Origin of the sequence: Actinomadura kijaniata, assembly GCF_014138665.1 — a bacterium.
Classification (GTDB): Bacteria; Actinomycetota; Actinomycetes; order Streptosporangiales; family Streptosporangiaceae; genus Spirillospora; species Spirillospora kijaniata.
Genome location: NZ_JACJIA010000019.1, coordinates 65,091 through 87,084 on the forward strand (window position 1 = coordinate 65,091; position 21,994 = coordinate 87,084).

The 21,994-nt window shown below is 74.3% G+C and carries 20 protein-coding genes and 1 pseudogene; 13 read left to right on the forward strand and 8 right to left on the reverse strand.

Annotated features, from left to right (window positions below):
• The first annotated feature begins 65 nt into the window (after positions 1–65).
• The 3 genes from HNR61_RS42645 to HNR61_RS42655 are packed head-to-tail and all read left to right on the forward strand — an operon-like array spanning position 66 to position 2,681.
• Entirely contained in the window at positions 66–1,133 is a 1,068-nt protein-coding gene (locus tag HNR61_RS42645; protein WP_182848844.1) for a phosphotransferase enzyme family protein, read from the forward strand.
• A gap of 41 nt (positions 1,134–1,174) precedes the next feature.
• Positions 1,175–1,768, forward strand: coding sequence for a TetR/AcrR family transcriptional regulator (locus HNR61_RS42650; protein WP_182848845.1), 594 nt, complete (start codon positions 1,175–1,177; stop codon positions 1,766–1,768).
• A gap of 46 nt (positions 1,769–1,814) precedes the next feature.
• Positions 1,815–2,681 (forward strand): NAD(P)-dependent oxidoreductase, encoded by an 867-nt coding sequence (locus HNR61_RS42655; RefSeq protein ID WP_182848846.1) that lies wholly within the window; start codon positions 1,815–1,817, stop codon positions 2,679–2,681.
• A 4-nt stretch (positions 2,682–2,685) separates the two neighbouring features.
• On the opposite strand, the gene HNR61_RS42660 is transcribed toward HNR61_RS42655, so the two are convergent.
• Positions 2,686–3,369, reverse strand: coding sequence for a histidine phosphatase family protein (locus HNR61_RS42660; RefSeq protein ID WP_182848917.1), 684 nt, complete (start codon positions 3,367–3,369; stop codon positions 2,686–2,688).
• 97 nt (positions 3,370–3,466) lie between these two features.
• On the opposite strand from HNR61_RS42660, the gene HNR61_RS42665 reads away from it, so the two are divergent.
• Complete coding sequence (locus tag HNR61_RS42665) at positions 3,467–3,856, forward strand: VOC family protein (RefSeq protein ID WP_182848847.1); 390 nt, start codon at positions 3,467–3,469, stop codon at positions 3,854–3,856.
• A 7-nt stretch (positions 3,857–3,863) separates the two neighbouring features.
• On the opposite strand, the gene HNR61_RS42670 is transcribed toward HNR61_RS42665, so the two are convergent.
• Positions 3,864–4,280, reverse strand: coding sequence for a CBS domain-containing protein (locus tag HNR61_RS42670; protein ID WP_182848848.1), 417 nt, complete (start codon positions 4,278–4,280; stop codon positions 3,864–3,866).
• Positions 4,281–4,416: 136 nt separating this feature from the next.
• Here HNR61_RS42670 and HNR61_RS42675 point away from each other — a divergent pair, with 136 nt between their 5' ends.
• The 4 genes from HNR61_RS42675 to HNR61_RS42690 all read left to right on the forward strand — a co-directional run bounded on the left by HNR61_RS42675 (position 4,417) and on the right by HNR61_RS42690 (position 9,410).
• A complete protein-coding gene (locus HNR61_RS42675; RefSeq protein WP_182848849.1) occupies positions 4,417–5,304 on the forward strand; it encodes a serine/threonine-protein kinase in 888 nt (295 codons plus the stop codon).
• The gene (locus HNR61_RS42680) at positions 5,301–6,398 is read left to right on the forward strand and encodes a hypothetical protein (RefSeq protein ID WP_182848850.1); all 1,098 of its coding nucleotides are present in this window, start codon (positions 5,301–5,303) and stop codon (positions 6,396–6,398) included. The genes HNR61_RS42675 and HNR61_RS42680 overlap by 4 nt, the downstream gene beginning before the upstream one ends.
• Positions 6,399–6,621: 223 nt before the next feature.
• Positions 6,622–8,103 (forward strand): hypothetical protein, encoded by a 1,482-nt coding sequence (locus tag HNR61_RS42685; RefSeq protein ID WP_182848851.1) that lies wholly within the window; start codon positions 6,622–6,624, stop codon positions 8,101–8,103.
• A complete protein-coding gene (locus HNR61_RS42690; protein WP_182848852.1) occupies positions 8,100–9,410 on the forward strand; it encodes an AAA family ATPase in 1,311 nt (436 codons plus the stop codon). The genes HNR61_RS42685 and HNR61_RS42690 overlap by 4 nt, the downstream gene beginning before the upstream one ends.
• A gap of 3 nt (positions 9,411–9,413) precedes the next feature.
• On the opposite strand, the gene HNR61_RS42695 is transcribed toward HNR61_RS42690, so the two are convergent.
• Together HNR61_RS42695 and HNR61_RS50745 are read right to left on the reverse strand one after the other, a co-directional pair.
• A complete protein-coding gene (locus HNR61_RS42695; protein ID WP_425544506.1) occupies positions 9,414–9,947 on the reverse strand; it encodes an ABC transporter ATP-binding protein in 534 nt (177 codons plus the stop codon).
• 73 nt (positions 9,948–10,020) lie between these two features.
• A pseudogene (locus HNR61_RS50745) lies at positions 10,021–10,248 on the reverse strand (ATP-binding cassette domain-containing protein); the annotation flags it as partial.
• A 94-nt stretch (positions 10,249–10,342) separates the two neighbouring features.
• On the opposite strand from HNR61_RS50745, the gene HNR61_RS42700 reads away from it, so the two are divergent.
• The 3 genes from HNR61_RS42700 to HNR61_RS42710 all read left to right on the forward strand — a co-directional run bounded on the left by HNR61_RS42700 (position 10,343) and on the right by HNR61_RS42710 (position 12,048).
• The gene (locus HNR61_RS42700; protein WP_067819271.1) at positions 10,343–10,858 is read left to right on the forward strand and encodes a hypothetical protein; all 516 of its coding nucleotides are present in this window, start codon (positions 10,343–10,345) and stop codon (positions 10,856–10,858) included.
• Between the two features lie 148 nt (positions 10,859–11,006).
• A complete protein-coding gene (locus HNR61_RS42705) occupies positions 11,007–11,696 on the forward strand; it encodes a hypothetical protein (RefSeq protein ID WP_182848853.1) in 690 nt (229 codons plus the stop codon).
• A gap of 88 nt (positions 11,697–11,784) precedes the next feature.
• On the forward strand, positions 11,785–12,048 hold the full coding sequence (locus tag HNR61_RS42710) for a hypothetical protein (protein ID WP_182848854.1): 264 nt from the start codon (positions 11,785–11,787) through the stop codon (positions 12,046–12,048).
• 30 nt (positions 12,049–12,078) lie between these two features.
• On the opposite strand, the gene HNR61_RS42715 is transcribed toward HNR61_RS42710, so the two are convergent.
• Together HNR61_RS42715 and HNR61_RS42720 are read right to left on the reverse strand one after the other, a co-directional pair.
• Positions 12,079–13,710, reverse strand: a complete 1,632-nt coding sequence (locus tag HNR61_RS42715) for a coiled-coil domain-containing protein (RefSeq protein WP_246444931.1) — start codon at positions 13,708–13,710, stop codon at positions 12,079–12,081.
• A gap of 75 nt (positions 13,711–13,785) precedes the next feature.
• Positions 13,786–14,292: a GbsR/MarR family transcriptional regulator gene (locus HNR61_RS42720; protein WP_220510473.1), complete on the reverse strand. Its 507-nt coding sequence runs from the start codon at positions 14,290–14,292 to the stop codon at positions 13,786–13,788.
• 101 nt (positions 14,293–14,393) lie between these two features.
• Between HNR61_RS42720 and HNR61_RS42725 the strand changes: the two genes are divergently transcribed.
• A complete protein-coding gene (locus tag HNR61_RS42725) occupies positions 14,394–15,317 on the forward strand; it encodes an ABC transporter ATP-binding protein (RefSeq protein ID WP_182848856.1) in 924 nt (307 codons plus the stop codon).
• Positions 15,314–16,906, forward strand: coding sequence for an ABC transporter permease (locus HNR61_RS42730; protein ID WP_182848857.1), 1,593 nt, complete (start codon positions 15,314–15,316; stop codon positions 16,904–16,906). Before HNR61_RS42725 ends, HNR61_RS42730 begins: the two co-directional genes overlap by 4 nt.
• Here HNR61_RS42730 and pip read toward each other — a convergent pair.
• Both pip and hrpA read right to left on the reverse strand, forming a co-directional pair.
• Positions 16,901–17,857 carry a prolyl aminopeptidase gene (gene pip / locus HNR61_RS42735; RefSeq protein ID WP_182848858.1) on the reverse strand — a complete coding sequence of 319 codons (957 nt, stop codon included), beginning with the start codon at positions 17,855–17,857 and terminating at the stop codon, positions 16,901–16,903. The genes HNR61_RS42730 and pip overlap by 6 nt on opposite strands.
• 23 nt (positions 17,858–17,880) lie before the next feature.
• Complete coding sequence (gene hrpA / locus HNR61_RS42740; RefSeq protein WP_182848859.1) at positions 17,881–21,840, reverse strand: ATP-dependent RNA helicase HrpA; 3,960 nt, start codon at positions 21,838–21,840, stop codon at positions 17,881–17,883.
• Positions 21,841–21,994 lie beyond the last annotated feature (154 nt).

Genomic DNA, 21,994 nt, shown 5'->3' on the forward strand with positions numbered 1-21,994 from the left:
CGGGCGGTAGCGTCGTGTGAGAACATCCGTTCGACCACTGTCCGTCGAGGCCCCGAGGTGCTGAGGTGCCGACGTCCCAGAGCGCTTGCGACACCGACCCGACACCGTCCCGGCTGCCCCGGCGGTGGGACCTGGCCGAGGCCCGGGTGTCCGGGCCGGTGGCGGAGGGCCGTGACCGCCGTTGCTGGCGGGTGGACTCCGGCGACGGCCCGTTCCTTCTGGCGGAGTACCCGAGACCGGACCGGCGGCGGCTCCTGTTCCAGCACGAGGTGACCGCCGCGCTCGACGCGGCGGGCCTGCCGGTGCTGGCGCCGGTTCCGGCGCGCACCGGCAGGACCCTGGTCACCGCCGGCGGCCACGGGTTCGTCCTGTACCCGTGGGTGTCGGGGCGGCGGCGCGGCGGCCTGGAGCTGACGTACGGGCAGTGCGAGGCGCTCGGCGAGCTGCTCGGCCGTCTCCACGCCGGACTGGACGCCTGCACTCCCCCGGTGCAGCAGAGCATGCTGGTGCCGACGCCGCGCGCGGCCGACGCGGCCGAGGCGGTCGACGCGCTGCTGGACTCGGTGCCCGACGACGGGACCGACTTCGCCGCGCTCACCGGGCGGCGCCTGCGGGAGCGGCGCGCGCTGCTGGACGAGTACGCCGACTTCCGTCCCCCGGAGCTGGATGTCAGCACGGTCGGGCACCTGCACGGCTCGTTCGGTCCGGGCTGCCTGCGCTACGGCGGCTCCGGCAACGTCACCGCCGTGCTGGGCTGGGACTCCCTGACGACCGGCCCGGTCGCCGGGGAGCTGGTGCGCGCGGCGGTCGCGCTGTTCACGTTCGAGGACGACCGGGGCCTGGACCTGGACCGGGTGCAGTCCTTCGTGCGCGGTCACCGCGCCGCGTTCCCCCTGGACGCCGGGCAGATCCAGGGGGCGGTCCACCGCGAGTGGTGGGAGCGGCTGTGCGACGTCCGCCCGCTGCGGCACCGCTACCTCGGCGACGACCCGGCGGGCGGGGCGGGCGGCGACCGCGGCTCCGCCGGGGCGGCCGGGCTGGTGGCCTGGTGGTCGGCGAACCTGGACCGCACCCTGGAGGTCTTCCCGGCCCCGTACGCGGCCCCGGCCGAGGACAGCCCCGCCTACGGCTGACCAATCTTGACCGATCGTTACAGATAACCTAGGGTCGAGCCATGGCACGCACCCGGGAGTTCGACACCGACGCGGCGGTCGAGGCCGCGATGCAGGTGTTCTGGAGCCGCGGCTACGAGGCCACCTCGATCCAGGACCTGGTCGAGGCGACCGGCATCGGGCGCGGCTCGCTGTACGCGGCGTTCGGCAGCAAGGACGGCCTGTACGAGGCCGCCCTCGCCCGGTACGCGGAACGCTCGGTCGGCGGGGCCGCCGAGCGGCTGGACCGCGACGGGCCGGTCCGCGCCGTCCTGCGGAACCTGCTGGTGGGCATGGTCGAGGAGACCGTCACCGATCCGGCGCGGCGCGGCTGCCTCATCACCAACACCGCCGTGGAGCGGCTTCCCCGCGACCCGGCGGCGGGACGCGTCGTCGGCGGCGCGCTCGACCGTCTCACCGACGCGGTGACCGCGGCGCTGCGCCGCGGCCGCGCCCGCGGCGAGCTGCCGCCCGACGCCGACGTGGCCGCGCTGGCCGACTTCCTGGTGACGACCGTCCAGGGGCTGCGCGTGCAGGGCAAGGCCGGCGCCGACCGGCGGCGCCTGACCACCGTGGTGGACACCGCGCTGCGCGTCCTGGACGCGCCCCCGGCCTGACCCCGTGCCGTTATCTGTAACGAATAGTCAAGAATTGGAGCCGACGATGACCTCCGTCGCACTGTTGGGCACCGGCATCATGGGAGCCGCCATGGCCCGCAACCTCCTGCGGGCCGGGCTCGGCGTCACCGTGTGGAACCGCACCCGGGAACGCGCCGAGCCGCTGGCCGCCGACGGCGCGACCGTCGCCGCGGCGCCCGCCGAGGCGGTCGCGGACGCCGACGTCGTCATCACCATGCTCGACGACGGCGACACCGTGCTCGCCGTCATGGACGACGCCGCCTCCGCGCTGCGGTCCGGGCAGGTCTGGGCGCAGATGAGCACGGTCGGGCTGGAGGCCGTCGAGCCCATGGCCAAGCTCGCCGCCGAGCACGGCGTCACGTTCGTGGACGCGCCCGTGCAGGGCACCCGGCAGCCCGCCGAGCAGGGGCAGCTGGTCGTGCTCGCGGCCGGTCCGGAGAGCGTGCGCGCGCCCCTGGAGCCGGTGTTCGGGGCGGTCGGGCGCCGGACGCTGTGGCTGGACACCGACGGCGCGGGCGGGGCGGCGCAGCGGCTCAAACTGGTCGCCGTCAGTTACGCGATCTCGATGACCGGGCTCGTCGGCGAGACGCTGGGGCTGGCCAAGGGGCTCGGCGTCGATCCGGCGCTGTTCGCCGAGGTCGTCACCGGCGGCCCCCTGGACAGCCCGTACCTCCAGGCGAAGATGGAGGCGATCGCCGACGGCGACTTCACGCCGAGCTTCACCGCCCGCAACGCCCGCAAGGACACCCGCCTCATCGGCGAGGCCGCCGCGGCGGCGGGGGTCCGGGCGGACCTGAACGAGGCGACCGGCGAGCGGCTGCGGCGCGCCGTCGAGGGCGGCCACGGCGAGGAGGACATGGCCGCCAGCTACTTCGCCAGCTTCGAGTCCTGAGGCGTCAGTCCGCGAACACCGGGCGGCCCGGGTCCTGCTCCGGCTCGGCCGCCCCCAGGTGCCCGGTCGCGCCGGCCACCGGGCCGAACGTGTCCGGGCCGTGCGGCCGCAGCTCGATCGCCGAGCCGTTGGGGACCACGGTGACGTCGATGTGGCGGCGGAACGCCCGCATCGCCGCCGCGTCCGGTTCGGTGATCCCCGTCGTGAGCGTCCAGGTCACGGCCTTCATGAACAGCCCGTGCGTGAACACCGCGACCGGCCCGGGCAGCCCGGCCGCGCGGTCCAGGAACGCCCGCGCCCGGTCGATGAGGCCCTGGAACGACTCGCCGTCCCCGCCCTCGACGTGGCGGGGGTCGGCGCGGTCCCAGTACGCCTCGGCGAACGGCCGCCGCTGCGCGTTGGTGGTCTGCGGGCCGTGCAGCCGCCCCAGGTAGGTGAACTCCTGGACGGGCCACTCCTCGTAGGGGACGTCGGGGAACCGCTCGCGCGTGGGCAGCGCGGTCTGCCGGGCCCGCACGAACGGCGAGGCGACGACCAGCGCCGGCGGGCCGGTGAGGGCGGCGGCGACCCGGGCGGCCTCGGCCCGGCCGCGCGCGGTGAGCGGCGCGGCCCCGGGGCCGTTGGTGGGCAGTCCGGCGTTCGACTCGCTCTGGCCGTGCCGGATCATCCAGACCCGCGCACCCGTCATCTCGATCACGTCCCCAGGCTGGCACGCGGACGGAACGTTCGGAAGAGCGGGGTCCCGGACAGGAAGAGGGTGGGACACGAGTCACGGAGGGACACCGATGGAAGTGCTGAGCAGCCGGATCCTGCTGCGCCCGGCCGACCCGGAGCGCAGCCGCCGCTTCTACCGCGACGTGCTGGGGCTGGCGGTGTACCGGGAGTTCGGCCCGCCGGACGATCCGGGGCTGGTGTTCTTCCTCGGTCCGGGGTTCCTGGAGGTGTCGGGGCACGGCGCGGGGCGCGCCGGGTCGTCGCCGATGCTCTGGTTGCAGGTGCGCGACGTGCGGGCCGAGCACCGGAGGCTCGCCGCGGCCGGGGTGAGGGTCACCCGCGAGCCGCGGCCGGAGCCGTGGGGACTGGTCGAGATGTGGATCGAGGATCCCGACGGTGTCCGGATCGTCCTGGTGGAGGTCCCGGACGACCACGTGCTGCGCCGCGACCCGCGTTCCTGACCGGCCGTTACGGGGCGTAGACCCGCTCGACGAACCGGGCGATCAGCTCGTCGGGCAGGTGCCGCGCCAGGTCGGCCTCGCTGATCATGCCGACGAGGCGGTCGCCGTCCAGCACCGGGACGCGCCGGACCTGGTGCTCGCCCATGGTGCGCACCACGGTCTCGGCGTCGTCCTCGGCGGCGACGGTGTGCAGCTCGGACCCGGCCACCTCCCCGGCCGTCGTCCGCTCGGCGTCGCGGCCCTCGGCGACGGCCCGGAGCACGATGTCGCGGTCGGTGACGACGCCGCGCAGCCGCCCGTCCGGATCCAGGACCGGCAGCGCTCCCACGTCCAGGTCGCGCATCTTCCGCGCGGCGGCGGACAGTGTGTCGTCGGCGCCGACGCCCTGGACGCCGGAGGTCATGATGTCGCGTGCGGTGGCCAATGCTGCTCCTCCCCCGGATCGCGTCGCAATCCCACCCATGCCCCGGGCGGCGCAACGGCGGGCAAACCCGACGCCATCCCCGCACTAAAACTGGAAAAAGCTGGAAGTTTCAGGAAGCTGCGGTACCCTCTCCGTCATGCCTTCGTCACCCGGAGCCCCCTCCCCGGAGGAGCTCGAGGCGCGCATCGCCGCGCTGCGCACCGCCGTGCGCCGGGCGATGGCGGCCGGGGACCGGCAGGCCGCCCGCGCGCACCGCGCCGAGCTGCGCGCCGCCGAGGGGGCCTGGGACGAGGCCGTGCTCGGCGACACCGCGCTCAGCGAACCGGCGCCCGACGGGACCGCGGGCGACACGCCTTCCGGCGGGCGCTCCGCGCCCCCTCCCCCGGCGCGCGCCGCCGTGCCGCGCGGGCTGGTGCCGGTGCGCGAGCGGGTCCACCAGGCGTTGACGCTGATCGGCGCGCCCGCGGCGCCCAAGCTGATCGCGTCGGTGTACGCGGCGTTCCTGCCGGGGCAGCTCCCCGCCGCGCGGCTGACGAGCCTGCGCCGCGACGAGGAACGCTCGTTCCGCAGCGCCCCCTACGCCCGCCCCTACTACCTGTGCGCGGCACTCACCGCCGACCTGCTGGCACCGGCCCGCGGGCTGCTCACCGTGAGCACCTGGCCGCTGGAGCAGCGGATCTCCGGGCCGCTCAGCGCCCGCACCGACTTCCTCACCGCCGCGATCCGGATCGCCGAGCACGCCGGGCGCCGTCCCGACTCTCCGGACGTTCAGCGACTCTTGTGGCGTTTCGCGGCCAACATTCCCGGTGCTGCCACCGGTGCGGTCGGTACAGTCGAGCCGGGGGCGCTCATCGCGGCCGCCCGCGCGGAACTCGACGTGCACGCCGAGACCGACCGGCGGCAGCGCAGACGCGCCGCCGACCGCGCCCGCGCGCAGCTCGACGACGCCGGGCGGCTGTTCGGCGCCCGGCTGCGCGCCATGCGCAGCGCCACCGGCACCACCGACGGAGAAGACGACCGATGAGCATGACCGCGCCGGACCTGGACCGGCTGCGCGGGGTGGCCGCCCCGCGCAACCACGACGCCCGCACCATCTCCGCGCTGACCGCCAATCCGGGCTGCGCCCGGCGGGGCGTGATGGACGCCGCCGGGGTCGACAAGGACGCCGTCGCCCGCCATCTGGGCTTCGGCGTGCCGTTCGGCCAGTCGCAGTTCGCGATCACCCGGGGGAACACGTTCGAGGCGCAGGTCAAGGCCGACGGGTGCGCCGAGCTGCTGACCCTGCTGCGCGACCGGCTCGGCCTCGAGGTGCCCGAGGTCGCCTACGACGACCTCGGGGCGGTCGGCGACAACGAGGGCCGCGAGGTGCGGCACGCCCGCACCCGCAAGCTGGTCCAGCGCGCGCTGGAGACCGGCGAGGGCACGCTGTTCGACCATCCGCTGCTGCGGCTGGACATCGCCGGGCGCCCCGCCTACCTGGAGCCCGACGTGATCGCGTTCCAGCTCGGCGGGCGGTTCCACATCGTGGAGGTCAAGTCGTTCGCGGTGATCGACGGGCAGGCCGAGGCGGACCAGGTGGCCGCGGCCGCGCGGCAGTCGGCGGTGTACGTGCTGGCGCTGCGGCGGCTGGTCGCCGAGCTGGGCCACGACCCGGTCGAGAAGGTGGCGCACGAGGTGTTCCTGGTGTGCCCGGAGAACTTCTCCAACCGGCCCACCGCCACCCCGGTCGACATCCGCCCGCAGCTGGCGGTGCTGGAGCGGCAGCTCGCCCGCCTCACCCGCGTCGACACGATCGTGGCGCAGCTCCCCGAGGAGATCACCTTCGATCTGGGCGAGGCCCTGGAGGAGGCGGTGCGCACCGTGGAGGCCCGGTACGCGCCCGAGTGCATGTCGAGCTGCGAGATGGCGTTCTTCTGCCGCGCCGAGGCCCGCGCCTGCGGCGCGACCGGCGCGCTGGGCCGGTCGGTCCGCGACGACCTGGGCGGCGTGGACTCGGTCGAGACCGCCCTCGCCCTGGCCGAGGGCGTCCTGGAGCCGTCGGAGGACCTCGCCGAGACCGCCGGGCAGCTCCGCCTGGCCGCCCGCCTCCGCCGCGAGGCTCTGGCGGGGGTGGCGTGAGCACGCTGGAGGGGCGCGGCGCCGTCTGGACTGAGGAACGACGGGAGCGAAGCGACCAGAGTGACGAGGGAAGACGGCGCCCCCTCGGCGCCCCGCAAGCGTGCGGGGAACACAGCGTGAGCACGCTGGAGGGGCGCGGCGTCGGCTGGGTCGGCTCGCGAGCGCGGAGCGGCCGGGGGCGACGGCGCCTTCTGGGTGGTCCGTGGGTGGGCGGGGGCGTTGGGTGAGTACGTTGACCTCTCTCGCGCAGCTCCAGGCGGTCGCCTCCGGGGTCGCGCAGCCGCTCGCGACCGTGCGGCACTGCCATCTGGCCGAGGCGCCGCTGGTCATGGTGCCGCTCAAGCTCGCCGGTGAGGCCGCCGCGCCGCTGGCGGTGATGCTCGGGTCCGATCCGGGGAGTCCGACGCTGCTGGTGGTTCCGCAGCCGCGCAACCGGGACCAGCGGTTCGCGTTCGCCGCCGACCTGGCGCGGGTCGCGCTCAAGTACATCGAGTCCAGCCGGGGCCAGGTCGAGGAGCTGCCGCCGGGCAAGGAGGGCGAGGAGCGCATCCGCTACAGCGACGCCCCGCAGTTGCTGGTGCCGAACCGGGGCGGGGTGGCGTTCCTGCGGATGCTGGGGCGGTCGACGCGGTTCCGCCGCACCGACGGGCCGTACGCGGTGGAGCCGTCGGTGCCGGTGCTGGGCCGCTGGCTGACGTGGTTCACCGACCGGTACGACCATCCCGGGTCGTGCCTGCTGCTGACGATGACCGAGACGCTGCGGCTGCACTGGGCGACCGGGCAGTCGGCGCTGGAGGACGGGAACCTGGCCGCGCTGGTCGGCTGGATCGACCCGCCGCAGGGCCTGACCGGGCCGCAGGCGGCGGCGGTGGCCGAGGACCCGCTCGCCACGCCGCCCGCCGGGCCCACCACCGACCCCGGTTTCGACAACGAGGTCCTGGCCCCGGCCGTCGCCGCCTACGACGCCGCGCGCGGCCCGGCCCGCGACCGCGCCGAGGAGCGCGTCCGCGCGGTCCTGGAGACCCAGCTCGCCCCGACGTGGGAGCTGATGTGGCGGGCGGTGGGGCTGCTGCGCGGGCTGCCGGAGGGCGCGAGCGTGCCGCAGCGGTGGGAACGCGACCGCGACTCGTTCACCTACTTCCACCAGACGTTCGGCGAGGCGTACCCGCAGGCGCGCCGGGACTCCCCGGTGCGGGCGGCCAAGCGGCTGCACGACATGGAACGCGCCCAGGACGCCTACGACGCGCAGCGCGCGTTCGACGACCCGCTGGTGATGGCCGAGCACCGGCTGAACGGGCTGGCGTTCGGCGGCGAGGTCACCGGCTGCGACCCGACCCGCAAGGACGAGTCCGGCAAGCGCCCCAAGCTCCGCCCGCACGTGTGGGTCCGCACGGCGGACCCGGTCCGGCTGGATCCGGGGACGACGGTGTGCAGCGCCGCCAACCCGAAGATCAAGGGCACGGTCGTGGAGATCGGCCCGGACGGGGCGGTCCTGGTGGAGCTGACCGGCGGGATGGGCCGCAAGCTGACCCCCGAGCCGGGAACGGTGCCGCAGGTGGGCGACCGGGTGGTGTTCACGTCGCTGACGCTGGGCTCGTTCGGGCCGAGCCGGTTCCCCGACAAGGAGAACACGCCCTGGACGCACGGCGGGCCGCCCGCCGACTACGAACCGACCGACGACGACGCGGCGGAGGACTGGTCATGACCGACATCGCCGATCCGGGCGCGGCGGCCGACCGGGTCGTCGCGGCGGTGCTGGCCGACCTGGACGGCGGGCACCGCGGCGTGATCGTGGACTCCCCGCCCGGCGCGGGCAAGTCCACCCTGGTGGTGCGGGCCACCGCGCACCTGGCCGAGACCGGCGAGCGCATGATGATCGTGGCGCAGACCAACGAGCAGGTCGACGACCTGATCGACCGGATCGCCACCCGGCATCCGCACATCGCCGTGGGGCGGCTGTCGGCGGCGGGCTACGTGCCCGGCGACCGGGTGACCGGCCACGCCTCGGTGCGGGTCGCGCAGAAGGCCGACGACCTCGCCGACCGCGCCGTGGTGATCGCGACGGCCGCGAAGTGGGCGACGCTGTCGGACGGGTCGTGGTCGTGGGCGATCGTGGACGAGGCGTACCAGATGCGCTCGGACATGCTGCTGCGGATCGCCGGCCGGTTCGAGAAGGCGCTGTTCGTGGGCGACCCCGGGCAGCTCGACCCGTTCTCCACCGTGGAGGTGGAACGCTGGGCGGGCCTGGCGTGGGACCCGATGCGCAGCGCCGTGTCGGTGCTGCTGGCCCACAACCCCGACCTCCCGGTGCACCGGCTGCCGGTGTCGTGGCGGCTGCCCGCCTCGGCCGCGCCGGTGGTGTCGGAGGCGTTCTACCCGTTCACCGGGTTCCGGTCCGGGACGGGTCCGGGCGACCGGCTGCTGGAGTACGGGGCGCGCGGCATGGGCACCACCTACGACCGGGCGCTGGACGAGGCGGCCGCGTCCGGGTGGGCGCTGTACGAGCTGCCCGCCCGGCACACGCTGCGCACCGACGCCGAGGCGGTCCGCGCCACCGCGGCGCTCGCGGTGCGGCTGCTGCAACGCGGTCCCGTCGCGCACTCCGAGCAGGGAAGCAAGCCGGTGACCGCCGACCGGGTCGCGATCGGCGCGGCGCACCGCGACCAGGTCACCGCGATCCGCGCGGCGCTCGGCCCGCACGGCGAGGGCATCACCGTCGACACCGCCAACCGGCTGCAGGGCCGCGAGTACGACGTGACGGTGGTGCTGCACCCGTTGTCGGGGCGCCGCGACGCCACCGCGTTCCATCTGGAGTCGGGGCGGCTGTGCGTGCTGACGTCGCGGCACCGGCACGCGTGCGTCGTGGTCGCGCGCGCCGGGATCCCCGAGCTGCTGGACGCGCACCCGTCGACCGAGCCGGTGCACCTGGGCGTCCCGGTGAAGTTCCCCGACGGGTGGGAGGCCAACCAGGCGGTCCTGGCGCACCTGGCCCGGCACCGGGTGCCGGCCTGAGGGTCAGCCCGCCGTCGCGGTCCAGCGGCCGTTGGCGCGGGAGATGGAGACCGGGTGGTCGAAGCAGGCGCTGACGAGCTCGGTGGTGATCACCTCGTCGGCCGGTCCGGCGGCCAGCACCCGGCCCTCGCGCAGCAGCAGCGCGTGGCTGGTGCTGGTCGGCAGCTCCTCCAGATGGTGGGTGACCAGCACCGACGTCAGGCCGGGGCGGTTGCGGCGCAGTTCGTCCAGGGCCGCCAGCAGGCGTTCGCGGGCGGCCAGGTCCAGGCCGGTGGCGGGCTCGTCGAGCAGCAGCAGGCGCGGGTCCGGCATCAGCGCGCGGGCGATCAGCGCGCGGCCGCGTTCGCCCTGCGACAGGTGCGGCCAGCGCGCCCCGGCCCGCGCGGTCAGCCCCATCAACGCGATCAGCTCGTCGGCGCGGCGCAGCTCGTCGGGGCCCGGCGTCCAGCGCGGCACCAGTTCGATGGTGCCGGTCGCGCCGGTCAGCACGATCTCCCGGACGGTGCGCGCCGACTCCAGCGGGTGGCGCGGGTTCACCTGGCCGATGAGCGCGCAGGTCGTGCACGTTGACGCGGCCGAGCCGGTGGCCGAGGATCTCGGCGGTCCCCCGGGTGGGGTGGGTGTAGGCGCCCAGGATGCCGAGCAGCGTCGACTTGCCCGCGCCGTTCGGGCCGATCAGCGCCCAGTGCTCGCCGGCGAGGACGGTCAGCGACACCCGGTCCAGCAGCGTCCTGCGCTCCCGGACCAGGTCGATCTTGTCGGCGTTCAGCACCACCTCGGCGCGCGTGTCGGTCACGGATTCCACCTCCCGGGTCCTCCGGCACGTTATCGGGTGCACCGAAACGTCACGGCGGCGGAGTCGAAACGGGGGCGCGCGAACGGCGCGCGGGCGGATACGGTGGGATCGGTGCCTCAGCGATCAGGGGAGGGACATGGAGGACCTCGGCTTCATGTGCGCCCGCTGCGGCGGCGAGGTGCACGACGTGACGCACAACCGCGAGGGGGAGCTCGACGCGGTCGGCTACCGCCACAACCGGCGGGTCGAGCCGTGGGACCACGAGCTGGAGCTCGCGGTCGGCGCCCCCGACCCCGGCACGCCGGACTGCGACTTCTGCGGCGAGGCCGCGCCGGGCTGGCTCTACTACCCCACGCTGGACCCCGAGGACACCGACGTGTTCGAGGTCGAGCTGGACACCACCCACCTGTCGGACGACGACACGGCGACGGCCGTGCTGAACATGCTCTATCCCTGGTACGCCTGCGACACCTGCTCGGTGCTGGTCGCCGACCGCAACATGGAGCAGATCATCGTCCGGGCGCTGGAGCGCACCCCGGTCCCCGCCGACGGTCCCGTCGGGGAGGACGTGGTCCGCGCGCGCCTGCGGGGGTCGCTGTCGGTGTTCTTCACCACCCGGCCGGGACGCCCCCAGCCCTCGCGCGCCGTCTGAGGGCCGCGCCGCCCGGCTTCCGCCGCGCCGGAGCGCGGGCGCGGCCGATTCCACTGTGACCGGAATCGCCATCCGGGCCACCTGAAACGTCGGTCACCAACATTATGATTCCTCCGGTTCGGGACACGACGGCCTCCGGGGGGTACAAGTGATCATTGAGACGCGGTTTCACGGCCCGGAGGGCTCGGGCAACGGCGGTTACACGGCCGGGCTGCTGGCGGCGCACCTGACGGCCGACACGGTGACGGTGACGCTGCGCAAGCCGCCGCCGCTGGACACCGGGCTGCGGGTCTCCCCCGCCGACGACCACGGCCTGGGGGTGTGGCTGTGGCATGACGACGTGCTGGTCGCCGAGGCCCTGGCCGGGGCGATCGTGGTGCCGCCGGTGCCCCCGGTGCCGCTGGAGGTCGCGACCGAGGCGGCCGAGAAGTTCCGGGCCCACGAGCACCACCCGTTCCCCGGCTGCTTCGTGTGCGGCCCGGACCGGGAGCCCGGCGACGGGCTGCGGCTGGAGCCGGGCCGGGTCGGCGAGGACACCGTCGCCGCGCCGTGGACGCCCGCCGAGGTCCCCTCCCCCGCGGTCATGTGGGCGGCGCTGGACTGCCCGGGCGGCTGGTCGTTCGACATCGTCGGCCGTCCCTCGGTGCTCGGCACCATGACCGCGCAGGTCGTGGACGTCCCGGAGGCGGGCGAGCCGTGCGTGGTGATGGGGCTGGCCCGCACCCGCGAGGGCCGCAAGATGCACGCCGCCACCGCCATGTACGGGGCCGACGGGCGGCTGCTGGGCCGGTCCGAGCAGATCTGGATCGAGGTCGACCCCCGGCTGTTCGGCGGCTGACCAGGCCCGCCACGGGGTTCGCCCGCCCTTCCCCCGGCGCCACCAGCCGGTAACGCTGAATGTGTCACCGGACACGGAATGTATGGGTATGGTCGCGTTCAATCTGAGTCTCCGCACCAACCGGAGGTCGGGCCAGATGAACGGCAGCGGACTCCTCATCATCGCCATCGCGGCACTCGCCGCCTACATGGGCATGTCCTGGGAGCGTGCCCGCCGGGCCATCTTCGATGTCCGGGTCAGCCGCAAGCGGGTGCAGAACCTGCGGCAGACGGCCATGCGGGAACGGTTCCACGCGGTCCTGATCGTCACCGGTTCGCTGTTCGTCATCTTCATGATCGCCAGAAACCGGTGACGATCCGCGCGCGGTGTCCCGGACGCCGGGTCACGGCCCCCTGAACAGGGGGTCGTCCCGGTCGGGCCCGTCACCGGAACCGTTGACCCGGCCGTTCACCGGGCCGTTCACCGGACCGGTGCCCGTCGGGCCGTTGACGGGGCCACCGACCGGGCCACCCGAGGGGGTGCCGACCGGGGGGTTCACCGGGTTGCCGCCGAGCATGGGGCCGCCCGGCGCCCCCATCGGGCCGCCCGGCAGCGGGTGCCCGCCGGTCGGCTCGGGCGCGCCCATGATGCCGCCGCCGGGGGCCGGGGACGGGTCGCCGGGGAGCGGTCCGGTCGACAGGGGGCCGCTCGGCAGCGGTCCGGTGGACAGGGGCCCGCCGGGCAGCGGGGACATCGGCAGCACGCCGCCCGCGGCCGGGGGCCGCCCGACCGGCGGCATGTTGGACGACAGCGTGTTCTGCGTGAACTGGTCGACCTGGCGGCGGGCGCGGTCGGCCTCGGCGCGCGCGGCGTCGCGCTCCTCGGCCAGCGCCGCCAGCGCCGCCTGCTGCTCGGCGACGGTCTGCGACAGGCCCCGCACCTGCGTCTCCAGCTCACCGATCTTGGTGGCGACCTCGTCGCGCTCGATGGCGGCGGACCGGGCCTGACCCAGCGCGGCGTCGCGCTCCTTGACGGCCTCGTCGGCGCGGGCGTTGGCGCGCACCACCTCCGCCTCGGCCTCGGAGCGGGCCCGCACGGCGGCGGCGCGCTCGGCCTCGGCCTTGCTGGCCGACTGCATGGCCCGCTGCCGGGACGCCTCGGCGTCGCGCATGGCGTTGCGCAGGTCCTCGGCGCCCTGCTTGGCGACGGCGGCCTCCACGCGCTGCGTCTCGGCGGCGCTCTCGGTCTCGGCGACCTTGGCGTGCAGGGTGACGACCTCGGCGCGGGCGGCCTCCAGCGCGGCCAGCAGCTCGGTCTCCCGGGCGGCGATCCGGTCCCGCTCGCTCTCGGCGGCGAGCTTGGCCGACACCGCCTGCTGGGCGATCTGGTGGGCCTCCTCCCAGGCCTGCTGGGCGGCGTCCCGCTTGGCGAGGGCGGCCTTGGCCTCCTCGCGGGCGCGGGTGGCGTCGTTCTCGGCCGCGTCGGCGCGCTGGCGGGCGGCGCCGGCCTCCTGGCGCGCCTCCTCGGCCTGCCGCAGCGACGCCTCGCGTTCGGACTGGGCGACGGCCAGCTCCCGGGCGGCCTCGGCGCGGACCTCGGCGACGCGCCGCTCCACCCCGGCCACGCTCAGCTCGGCCGTCAGCGAGTCGGCCAGCAGGTCGGCGGCCTTCTCCAGCCGTTCCACCATCTCCCAGGTGGAGGCCACCTGCCCGGTCAGGCCGGGGGCCTCGCGGCCGCGGTCGCGGCGGTCGCGCGCCTCGCGGGCGCACGCGCCGTCGTTGTCCTGGCAGTAGCGGATCGCACGGACCGCCCCCACCGGCTGCGGAACGGGACGGCCGCAGTTGGCGCACGGCCAGACCGTCACCGGGTCGCCCACGCGCGCCACCTCCCCGCCGCCGCCCCCGCCGGGGACGCGCGTCACCCCCATGGAGGGGGGACGCTCGGCGGGAGTCGCCGGACCGTCGGACGGGTCGGCCGCGGAGGAGACGGCCTCCTCCCCGAGGCCGGTATTGTCGCGCTCTTCGCTGTTAGGCATGCAATGCACCTTACGGCCTCACGCGTGGGGCCGCAGTGACTTGCGGGGCGGTGAGGCGCACCCCACCCGCCGCCGTCACTTTGCGTCGTAGGACGCCCGCAGCTTGTCGCGATGCTCGCGCCAGCGCGCCATCAGGTCCTCCAGCTCGTTCTGCATGAAGGTGAAGAACTCGGCGCACTCGACGAGCCGCCGCCCCGCGGGACTGTTGGGCCCGGCCGCCCGCGCCCCGTCCATCAGGCTCTCCTCCCACATGTCGAGCACGCGGTTGCGCCCGAGGAGCGCGTCCTGCCACACGTCGTCGCGCACGCGGTAGACGTCGCGGCGCGAGCCGGGGTCGCGTTCCCGGACGGCCATGTGGATGCCGGTGAGGTGCCGTACCGCGCCCGAGATCGCCGCCGGGCTGACCTGCAACTGCTCGGCCAGTTCGGCGGCCGTGAGGGCACCGTCGTCGGACGCCAGCAGAGCGGCGAACACCCGCGCCGGCATCCGCTGCCAGCCCGCGTCCGTCATCTGCACCGCGAACCGCTCGATGAACCTCAGCACTTCCTCCTGGTCCCGCTCGGGAGCGGTCAGGTCCGTCACGCGCATCATCTCCCCAGGTCCGGTCGGTTCCGACAGTGTATATGAACTTCATTTGATTCAGAGAGTTCACAGATTCATGAAAACAGAGTATGTTCTGAACTATGACAACGGCTCTCTCCGTGTCCGGTCTGGTGAAGACCTTCGGCCGGACCCGCGCCCTCGACGGACTCGACCTGGTCGTCCAGACCGGCGAGGTCCACGGCTTCCTCGGCCCCAACGGGGCGGGCAAGTCCACCACCATCCGCGTCCTGCTCGGACTGCTGCGCGCCGACGGCGGCACCGCCGAGCTGCTGGGAGGCGACCCCTGGCGCGACGCCACCGGGCTGCACCGGCGGCTGGCCTACGTCCCCGGCGACGTGACGCTGTGGCCCAACCTGTCCGGCGGCGAGGTCATCGACCTGCTCGGCCGGCTGCGCGGCGGGCTGAACCCGCGCCGCCGCCGGGAGCTGTTGGAACGTTTCGAGCTGGACCCGCGCAAGAAGGGACGCGCCTACTCCAAGGGCAACCGGCAGAAGGTCGCGCTCGTCGCGGCGCTCGCCTCCGACGCCGAGCTGCTCATCCTGGACGAGCCGACCTCCGGGCTGGACCCGCTGATGGAGGAGGTCTTCCAGGAGTGCGTGCTGGAGGAGAAGCGCGGCGGGCGCACCATCCTGCTGTCCAGCCACATCCTCAGCGAGGTCGAGGCCCTGTGCGACCGGGTGACGATCATCCGTAAGGGCCGCACCGTCGAGTCGGGGACCCTGGACGAGCTGCGGCACCTGACCCGCACCTCCATCCACGCCGAGCTGGCCGCCCCCGCCGACGGCATCGCCGGCCTGCCGGGCGTGCACGACCTGGAGGCCGACGGCGTCCGCGTCAGGTTCGAGGTGGACACGCCCCGGCTGGACGCGGTGCTGCGGCGGCTCACCGAGGTCGGCGTGCGCTCGCTCACCAGCCAGCCGCCCACGCTGGAGGAGCTGTTCCTGCGGCACTACCAGGACGACCTGGCCGCCAACGGCAACGGCCGGGAGCAGGTGGCGCGGTGAACGCCTTCACCGGAACCGGCGCGCTGCTGCGGCTGGCGCTGCGCCGCGACCGGATCATGATCCCGGTCTGGGCGCTGGTGCTGTGGTCGCTGGCGCTGTCGACCGTCTCCAGCTACGCGGGCCTGTACGACACCGAGGCCGAGCGCCTGTCGTTCATCAGGGGCATCAACGCCAACACCAGCACCCTGGCCTTCTACGGCCCGGTGCACGGCGCCTCGGTCGGCGCGCTGTCGGCCTGGCGGCTCGGGACCGCGCTGGCGGCCATGGTCGCGGTGATGACGGTGCTGCTGGTGGTCCGGCACAGCCGCGCCGAGGAGGAGGACGGACGCCTCGAACTGGTCGGGGCCGGGGTCGTGGGCCGCCGCGCGCCGCTCACCGCCGCGCTGCTGGCGGCGCTGGTCGCCGACGCGCTGGTGGCGCTGCTGGGGTTCGTCGCGCTGGCCGGGCAGGGCGTGGCGGGGGCGCTGGCGTTCGCGCTGGGCTGGTTCGCCCTGGGCGCGGTGTTCGCCGCCGTCGCCGCGGTCTGCGTCCAGCTCAGCGAGAGCGCCCGCACCGCGCGCCTGCTCGGGTTCGCCGTGCTGGGCGCGGCGTTCCTGGTCCGGACGGTCGCCGACGCCTCCGAGAGCGCCCGCTGGCTGTCCTGGCTGTCGCCGATCGGCTGGAACCAGCAGTTGCGGCCCTTCGACGAGGACCGGCTGTGGGTGCTGGCGCTGTCGGCGGCGCTGGTGGTGCCGCTGGTCGGCGTGGGCTACGCGCTGACCGGGCGGCGCGACCTGGGCGCGGGCATGCTGGCCCCCCGGCTCGGCCCGGCGTCGGCCGGACGCGGGCTGCGCGGCGCGCTCGGCCTGGCCTGGCGGCTCCAGCGCGGCATGCTGCTGGCGTGGGCCGTCGGGCTGACCCTCTACGGGGTCATCATGGGCGGGGTCCTCGAAGGAGTGGACGACCTGGTCGGCGACAGCCCGGAGACCAGGGAGATCATCCAGCGGATGGGCGGGCAGCAGGGCCTGACCGACGCGTTCCTGTCGACCGCCGCGGGGATGCTGGGCGCGTTCGCCGCCGTCTACGGGGTGCAGGCCGCGCTGCGGCTGCGCGGCGAGGAGGGCGCGCAGCGGCTGGAACCGCTGCTGGCGCTGTCGCTCGGCCGGGTCCGCTGGGCGGCCGGGCACCTGCTGATCGCGCTGGCCGGGGTCGCGGTGATCCTGCTGACGACCGGGCTGGCGATCGGGGTCGTCCACGGGCTGACCGCCGGTGACGTGCCCGGCAGGCTCGGCGACGCGCTCGGCGCGGTGCTGGTGCAGGCGCCCGCCGCGTGGGTGACCACGGCCGTGGCGGTGGCGCTGTTCGGTCTGCTGCCGCGCCTGTCCTACGCTGCGTGGGGCGTGGTCGGGGCGTTCCTGCTGCTGGGCCTCCTCGGTCCGGCGCTGAACCTGCACCAGGCGGTCCTGGACGTGTCGCCGTTCACGCACACGCCCAAGCTGCCCGGCGCGGAGCTGACCGCCACCCCGCTGGTGGTGATGACGGCGGTCGTGGCGGTGCTGGTCGCCGCCGGGCTGGCGGGGTTCCGCCGCCGCGACATCACCACCTCATGACCTGAACCGGTCGGTCGCCCCGACCAGCAGGGAGAGGGTGCCGGGCTCGGAGCCACCGTGCCCGGCGCCCTCCACGATGTGGAACGCGGCCTCCGGCCACGCCCGGTGCAGGTCCCAGGCGGCGTCCGGGGGCGTCTTCATGTCGTAGCGGCCGTTCACGATCACGGCGGGGATGTGGCGGACGCGGTCCACGTCGCGCAGCAGCTGGTCCGCCTCCAGGAAACCCCCGTGGCTGATGTAGTGGTGCAGCAGGCGGCCGTAGGTCAGCAGGAAGCGGTCGTCCACCGCGGGCGGGGGAACGGGCAGCAGCGTGTTGGCCGACAGCTCCCACCCGGCCCAGGCCCGTGCCGCCGGGACGTGCACCGCCGGGTCGGGGTCGAACAGGCGGCGGCCGTAGGCGGCGAACGGGTCGTCGCGTTCGGGCTCGGGAAGGAAGTCGCGGAACGCCGCCCACTCCTCCGGGAAGAGCCGCGCCGCGCCGCCCCCGGTGAACGTCCAGGTGAGGTCGGCGGGCCGGATCAGCCAGATCCCGCGCAGCACCAGCGCGCTCACCCGTTCCGGGTGGGTCTCGGCGTAGGCGAGGCTGAGGGTGCTGCCCCAGGATCCGCCGAACACCAGCCAGCGGTCGACGTCCAGGTGCTCGCGGAGCCGTTCCATGTCGGCGACCAGGTGCCAGGTGGTGTTGGTCTTCAGCGAGACGCCGGGGTCGGCGGCGCCGGGGCGGCTCCGCCCGCAGTTGCGCTGGTCGAACAGCACGATCCGGTACGCCTCGGGATCGAAGAAGCGGCGGAAGTCCGGCAGCACTCCGCCGCCGGGTCCCCCGTGCACGAACAGCGCCGGCCGGCCGTCGGGGTTCCCGCAGGTCTCCCAGTAGATCTCCGAGCCGTCGCCGACGTCCAGCAGGCCGTGGTCGTAGGGCTCGGCGGGGGGATAGAGCGTGTGCTGTTCCATCCCCCCTTGATACCCGAGAACGATCAAGAAGTGAGCTGGTTCATCGCCTTGCGGACGCGCTTGTCCGACACGGGGAAACGGGTGCCGAGCTGCTGGGCGAACAGGCTGACCCGCAGCTCCTCCAGCATCCAGCGGACCTGCCGGGCGGGCTCGTCGTCGCGGCGCACCGGGGGCAGCCGGCGCAGGACCTGCTCGTACTCGTTCTGGAGGACCTGGACCTGGCCGGCCAGCAGCCGGTCGCGGTTCGGGTTCTCCGGCAGCTTGTCCAGGCGGACCAGCAGGGCCTTGAGGTAGCGCAGCAGGTCCGGCAGGCGCTGCCAGCCGGTCTCGGTGACGAACCCCTGGTGGACCAGGGTTCCCAGGTGGTTCCGGATGTCGGTGAGGGCGGGGACCAGCGTGAGGCTGGCGGTCCCGCGCACCCGCCGGTCCACCTCGTGGGCGGTGGCCAGGACGCGTTCCACGTGCGCGACGATCTGCGCGGTGGCGTCGTACAGGTCGGCGCGGACCCGGTCGTACAGCCGCTGGAAGCCCGCCTGGTCCCAGGCCGGTCCCCCGGCCTCGGCGATCAGCCGGTCGGCGGCGGCGGTGACGCAGTCCTCGAACAGCGCCGGCACCGAGCCGTGCGGGTTGTGGCTGAGCGCCAGCTTGCCCTGGTTGGTGAGGTTCTTCTGGATGAGCTTCACCGGGGAGGGGGCGTTGAGCAGGATCAGGCGGCGGGTGCCCCGCCACATGGCGCGCCGCTGCTCGGCCTCGGTCTCGTACATGCGGACCGCGACGCTCTCGCCCTCGTCGGTGAGCGCCGGGAACGCCCTGACCTCGTATCCGGCCTGGCGGCGCTCGTAGGTGCGCGGCAGCTCCCCGAAGTCCCACTCGCGCAGGCCCTCGCGCTCGACGCCCTCGGCGGAGGCGGCCCGCGACAGGGTGCCGCGCATCTCGCCCGCCAGCTTGCGCTTGAGGGCGTCGAGGTCGGTGTCCTCGGCGATGGTCCGCTTCCGCTCGTCCACCACCCGGAAGGTGATCCGCAGGTGCGAGGGCAGCCGCGACAGGTCCCACGCCTCGCGGGCGACGGGCACGCCGGTCAGCTGGGTCAGCTCGCGCTCGACGGCGTCCAGCAGCGGCTCGGTGCGCGGCGAGACGCGTTCCAGCACGCGGCGGGCGTAGTCGGGGGCGGGCACGAAGTTGACGCGCAGCTGCTTGGGCAGCGAGCGGATCAGCTCGGTGACCAGCTCCGCGCGCAGCCCCGGCACCTGCCACTCGAACCCGGCGCCCTTCACCTGGTTGAGGATCTGGACGGGGACGTGCACGGTCACGCCGTCGGCGTCGGCGCCCGGCTCGAACTGGTAGGTGAGCCTCAGCCGCAGCGGCCCCTGCTGCCACACGTCGGGGTAGTCGTCCTCGCGGACGTCGTCGGCGCCCTGGTTGATGAGCATCGACTTCTCGAAGTTGAGCAGGTCGGGCTCGTCGCGCCGCGCCTTCTTCCACCAGGCGTCGAAGTGGCGGCCCGACACCACGTCCTCGGGGACGCGCTCGTCGTAGAAGTCGAACAGGGTCTGGTCGTCGACAAGGATGTCGCGGCGCCGGGCGCGGTGCTCCAGCTCCTCGACCTCCTCCAGCAGGGCGCGGTTCTCGTGGAAGAACCGGTGGTGGGTCTCCCAGTCACCCTCGACCAGGGCGTGCCGGACGAACAGCTCGCGCGACAGCTCGGGGTCGATGCGGCCGTAGTTGACGCGGCGCTGCGCCACGATCGGGACCCCGTAGAGGGTGACCTTCTCGTAGGCCATGACCGCGGCCTGCTTCTTGGACCAGTGCGGCTCGCTGTAGGCGCGTTTGACCAGGTGCTCGGCGAGCGGCTCGATCCACTCCGGCTCGATCCTGGCGTTGGTGCGCGCCCACAGCCGGGACGTCTCGACCAGCTCGGCCGACATGATCCAGCGCGGTGGCTTCTTGAACAGCGCCGATCCGGGGAACACCGCGAACTTCGCCCCGCGCGCGCCCAGGTACTCGGTGCCCCGGCGGCGCGGGTTGGCCTCGTCCTTGCGGTCCTTCTTCTCGGCGTCCATCAGGCCGACGTGCGACAGCAGGCCCGCCAGCAGCGACTGGTGGATCCGGTCGGGCTCGGCGTCGGTGGTGTTGAGGGTGACGCCCAGGGTCTTGGCGACCTGCTTGAGCTGGCCGTGCAGATCCTGCCACTCGCGGACGCGCAGGTAGTGCAGGAACTCGTTCTTGCACATCCGGCGGAACTGGCCTCCCGACAGCTCCTTCTGCTGTTCGCGCAGGTAGTTCCACAGGTTGAGGTAGGACAGGAAGTCCGAGGTCGGGTCGGCGAAGCGGCGGTGGCGCTCGTCGGCGGCCTGCTGGTGCTCGGCGGGGCGTTCGCGGGGGTCCTGGATGGACAGCGCCGACGCGATGACCAGCACCTCGCGGACGCAGCTGTTCCCGTCGGCCTCCAGCACCATGCGGGCCAGCCGGGGGTCGATCGGCAGCTGCGCCAGGCGGCGGCCCAGTTCGGTCAGGCGCTTGCGGGGGTCCTTCTCCTGGGGGTCGATCGCGCCGAGCTCGTGCAGCAGGTCCACGCCCGCCTTGACGTTGCGGCGGTCCGGCGGCTCCACGAACGGGAACGCCGCGATGTCGCCCAGCCCGAGGGCGGTCATCTGCAGGATGACCGAGGCGAGGTTGGTGCGCAGGATCTCGGGGTCGGTGAACTCGGGGCGGGACTCGAAGTCCTCCTCCGAGTACAGCCGGACGCAGATGCCCTCCGACACGCGGCCGCAGCGGCCCTTGCGCTGGTTGGCCGACGCCTGCGAGATCGGCTCGATCGGCAGGCGCTGCACCTTCAGCCGGTGGCTGTAGCGGGAGACGCGGGCGGTGCCCGGGTCGATCACGTACTTGATGCCGGGGACGGTCAGCGAGGTCTCGGCGACGTTGGTGGCCAGCACGATCCGGCGGCCCCGGTGCGGTTGGAACACCCGGTGCTGCTCGGCGGCCGACAGCCGCGCGTACAGCGGCAGCACCTCGGTCTGGGGCCCGCGGCCGCCCCGCAGGTGCTTGTCCAGGGCGTCGGCGGTGTCGCGGATCTCGCGTTCGCCGCTGAGGAACACCAGGACGTCGCCGGGGGCCTCCAGGGCCAGCTCGTCGACCGCGTCGATGATCGCCTGGACCTGGTCGCGGTCGGCGTCGCCGTCGGACTCGTCGGCGATCGGGCGGTAGCGCACCTCGACCGGGTAGGTGCGGCCGGACACCTCCACGATCGGGGCGTCGTCGAAGTGCCGGGAGAACCGCTCGGGGTCGATGGTCGCCGAGGTGATGATCACCTTGAGGTCGGGGCGGCGCGGCAGGATCTCCCGCAGGTACCCCAGCAGGAAGTCGATGTTGAGGCTGCGCTCGTGCGCCTCGTCGATGATCAGCGTGTCGTAGCGGCGCAGCAGCCGGTCGTTCTGGATCTCCGCCAGCAGGATGCCGTCGGTCATCAGCTTCACCAGCGTGTCGTCGCCCGACTTGTCGGTGAAGCGGACCTTGTAGCCGACGACGTCGCCGAGGTCGGTGCCGAGCTCCTCGGCGATGCGGTCGGCGACGGTGCGGGCCGCCAGGCGGCGCGGCTGGGTGTGCCCGATGGTGCCGAGCACGCCCCGGCCCAGCTCCAGGCATACCTTGGGAAGCTGGGTGGTCTTGCCGGACCCGGTCTCCCCCGCGACGATCACGACCTGGTGGTCGCGGACGGCCGCGAGGATGTCGTCCCGCTTCTGGCTGACCGGCAGCTCGGCGGGGTAGGTGATCGCGGGCACCGCCGCGCGGCGGCGGGCGACGCGGCGCTCGGCGGCCTCCACGTCGGCGGCGATCTGGGCGGCGACCCGGTCGCGGCGGGACGCGTCGCGCATCTTGGCCACGCCGTCGATACGGCGGCGCAGCCGGTGCCGGTCCAGCGTCGTCAGCTCGGGAAGGCGCGCGCGCAGATCGGCGAGCGGCGAAGTCACAGGCGTCCTCATAACCATCGAACAGGATAGTTTCCCGGCCGCGGCGGCGCGCCGGGCCGTCCCCGGCCGGACGGCCGGTCCCGCGACCCCACGGCACGGTAGCCGCCCGGCCGGGGCGGCGCGAACCGTTTTCCGGCGGGCCGACCAGGGGGCCTTGATCGTTCAA

Excerpts from the sequence above, each read along its gene's own strand:
- HNR61_RS42650 (WP_182848845.1), top strand. The coding sequence starts at position 1,175 with ATGGCACGCACCCGGGAGTTCGACACCGACGCGGCGGTCGAGGCCGCG.
- HNR61_RS42655 (WP_182848846.1), top strand. The coding sequence starts at position 1,815 with ATGACCTCCGTCGCACTGTTGGGCACCGGCATCATGGGAGCCGCCATG.
- HNR61_RS42660 (WP_182848917.1), bottom strand. The coding sequence starts at position 3,369 with ATGACGGGTGCGCGGGTCTGGATGATCCGGCACGGCCAGAGCGAGTCG.
- HNR61_RS42665 (WP_182848847.1), top strand. The coding sequence starts at position 3,467 with ATGGAAGTGCTGAGCAGCCGGATCCTGCTGCGCCCGGCCGACCCGGAG.
- HNR61_RS42675 (WP_182848849.1), top strand. The coding sequence starts at position 4,417 with ATGCCTTCGTCACCCGGAGCCCCCTCCCCGGAGGAGCTCGAGGCGCGC.
- HNR61_RS42680 (WP_182848850.1), top strand. The coding sequence starts at position 5,301 with ATGAGCATGACCGCGCCGGACCTGGACCGGCTGCGCGGGGTGGCCGCC.
- HNR61_RS42690 (WP_182848852.1), top strand. The coding sequence starts at position 8,100 with ATGACCGACATCGCCGATCCGGGCGCGGCGGCCGACCGGGTCGTCGCG.
- HNR61_RS42700 (WP_067819271.1), top strand. The coding sequence starts at position 10,343 with ATGGAGGACCTCGGCTTCATGTGCGCCCGCTGCGGCGGCGAGGTGCAC.
- HNR61_RS42710 (WP_182848854.1), top strand. The coding sequence starts at position 11,785 with ATGGTCGCGTTCAATCTGAGTCTCCGCACCAACCGGAGGTCGGGCCAG.
- HNR61_RS42715 (WP_246444931.1), bottom strand. The coding sequence starts at position 13,710 with ATGCCTAACAGCGAAGAGCGCGACAATACCGGCCTCGGGGAGGAGGCC.
- HNR61_RS42725 (WP_182848856.1), top strand. The coding sequence starts at position 14,394 with ATGACAACGGCTCTCTCCGTGTCCGGTCTGGTGAAGACCTTCGGCCGG.
- pip (WP_182848858.1), bottom strand. The coding sequence starts at position 17,857 with ATGGAACAGCACACGCTCTATCCCCCCGCCGAGCCCTACGACCACGGC.
- hrpA (WP_182848859.1), bottom strand. The coding sequence starts at position 21,840 with ATGAGGACGCCTGTGACTTCGCCGCTCGCCGATCTGCGCGCGCGCCTT.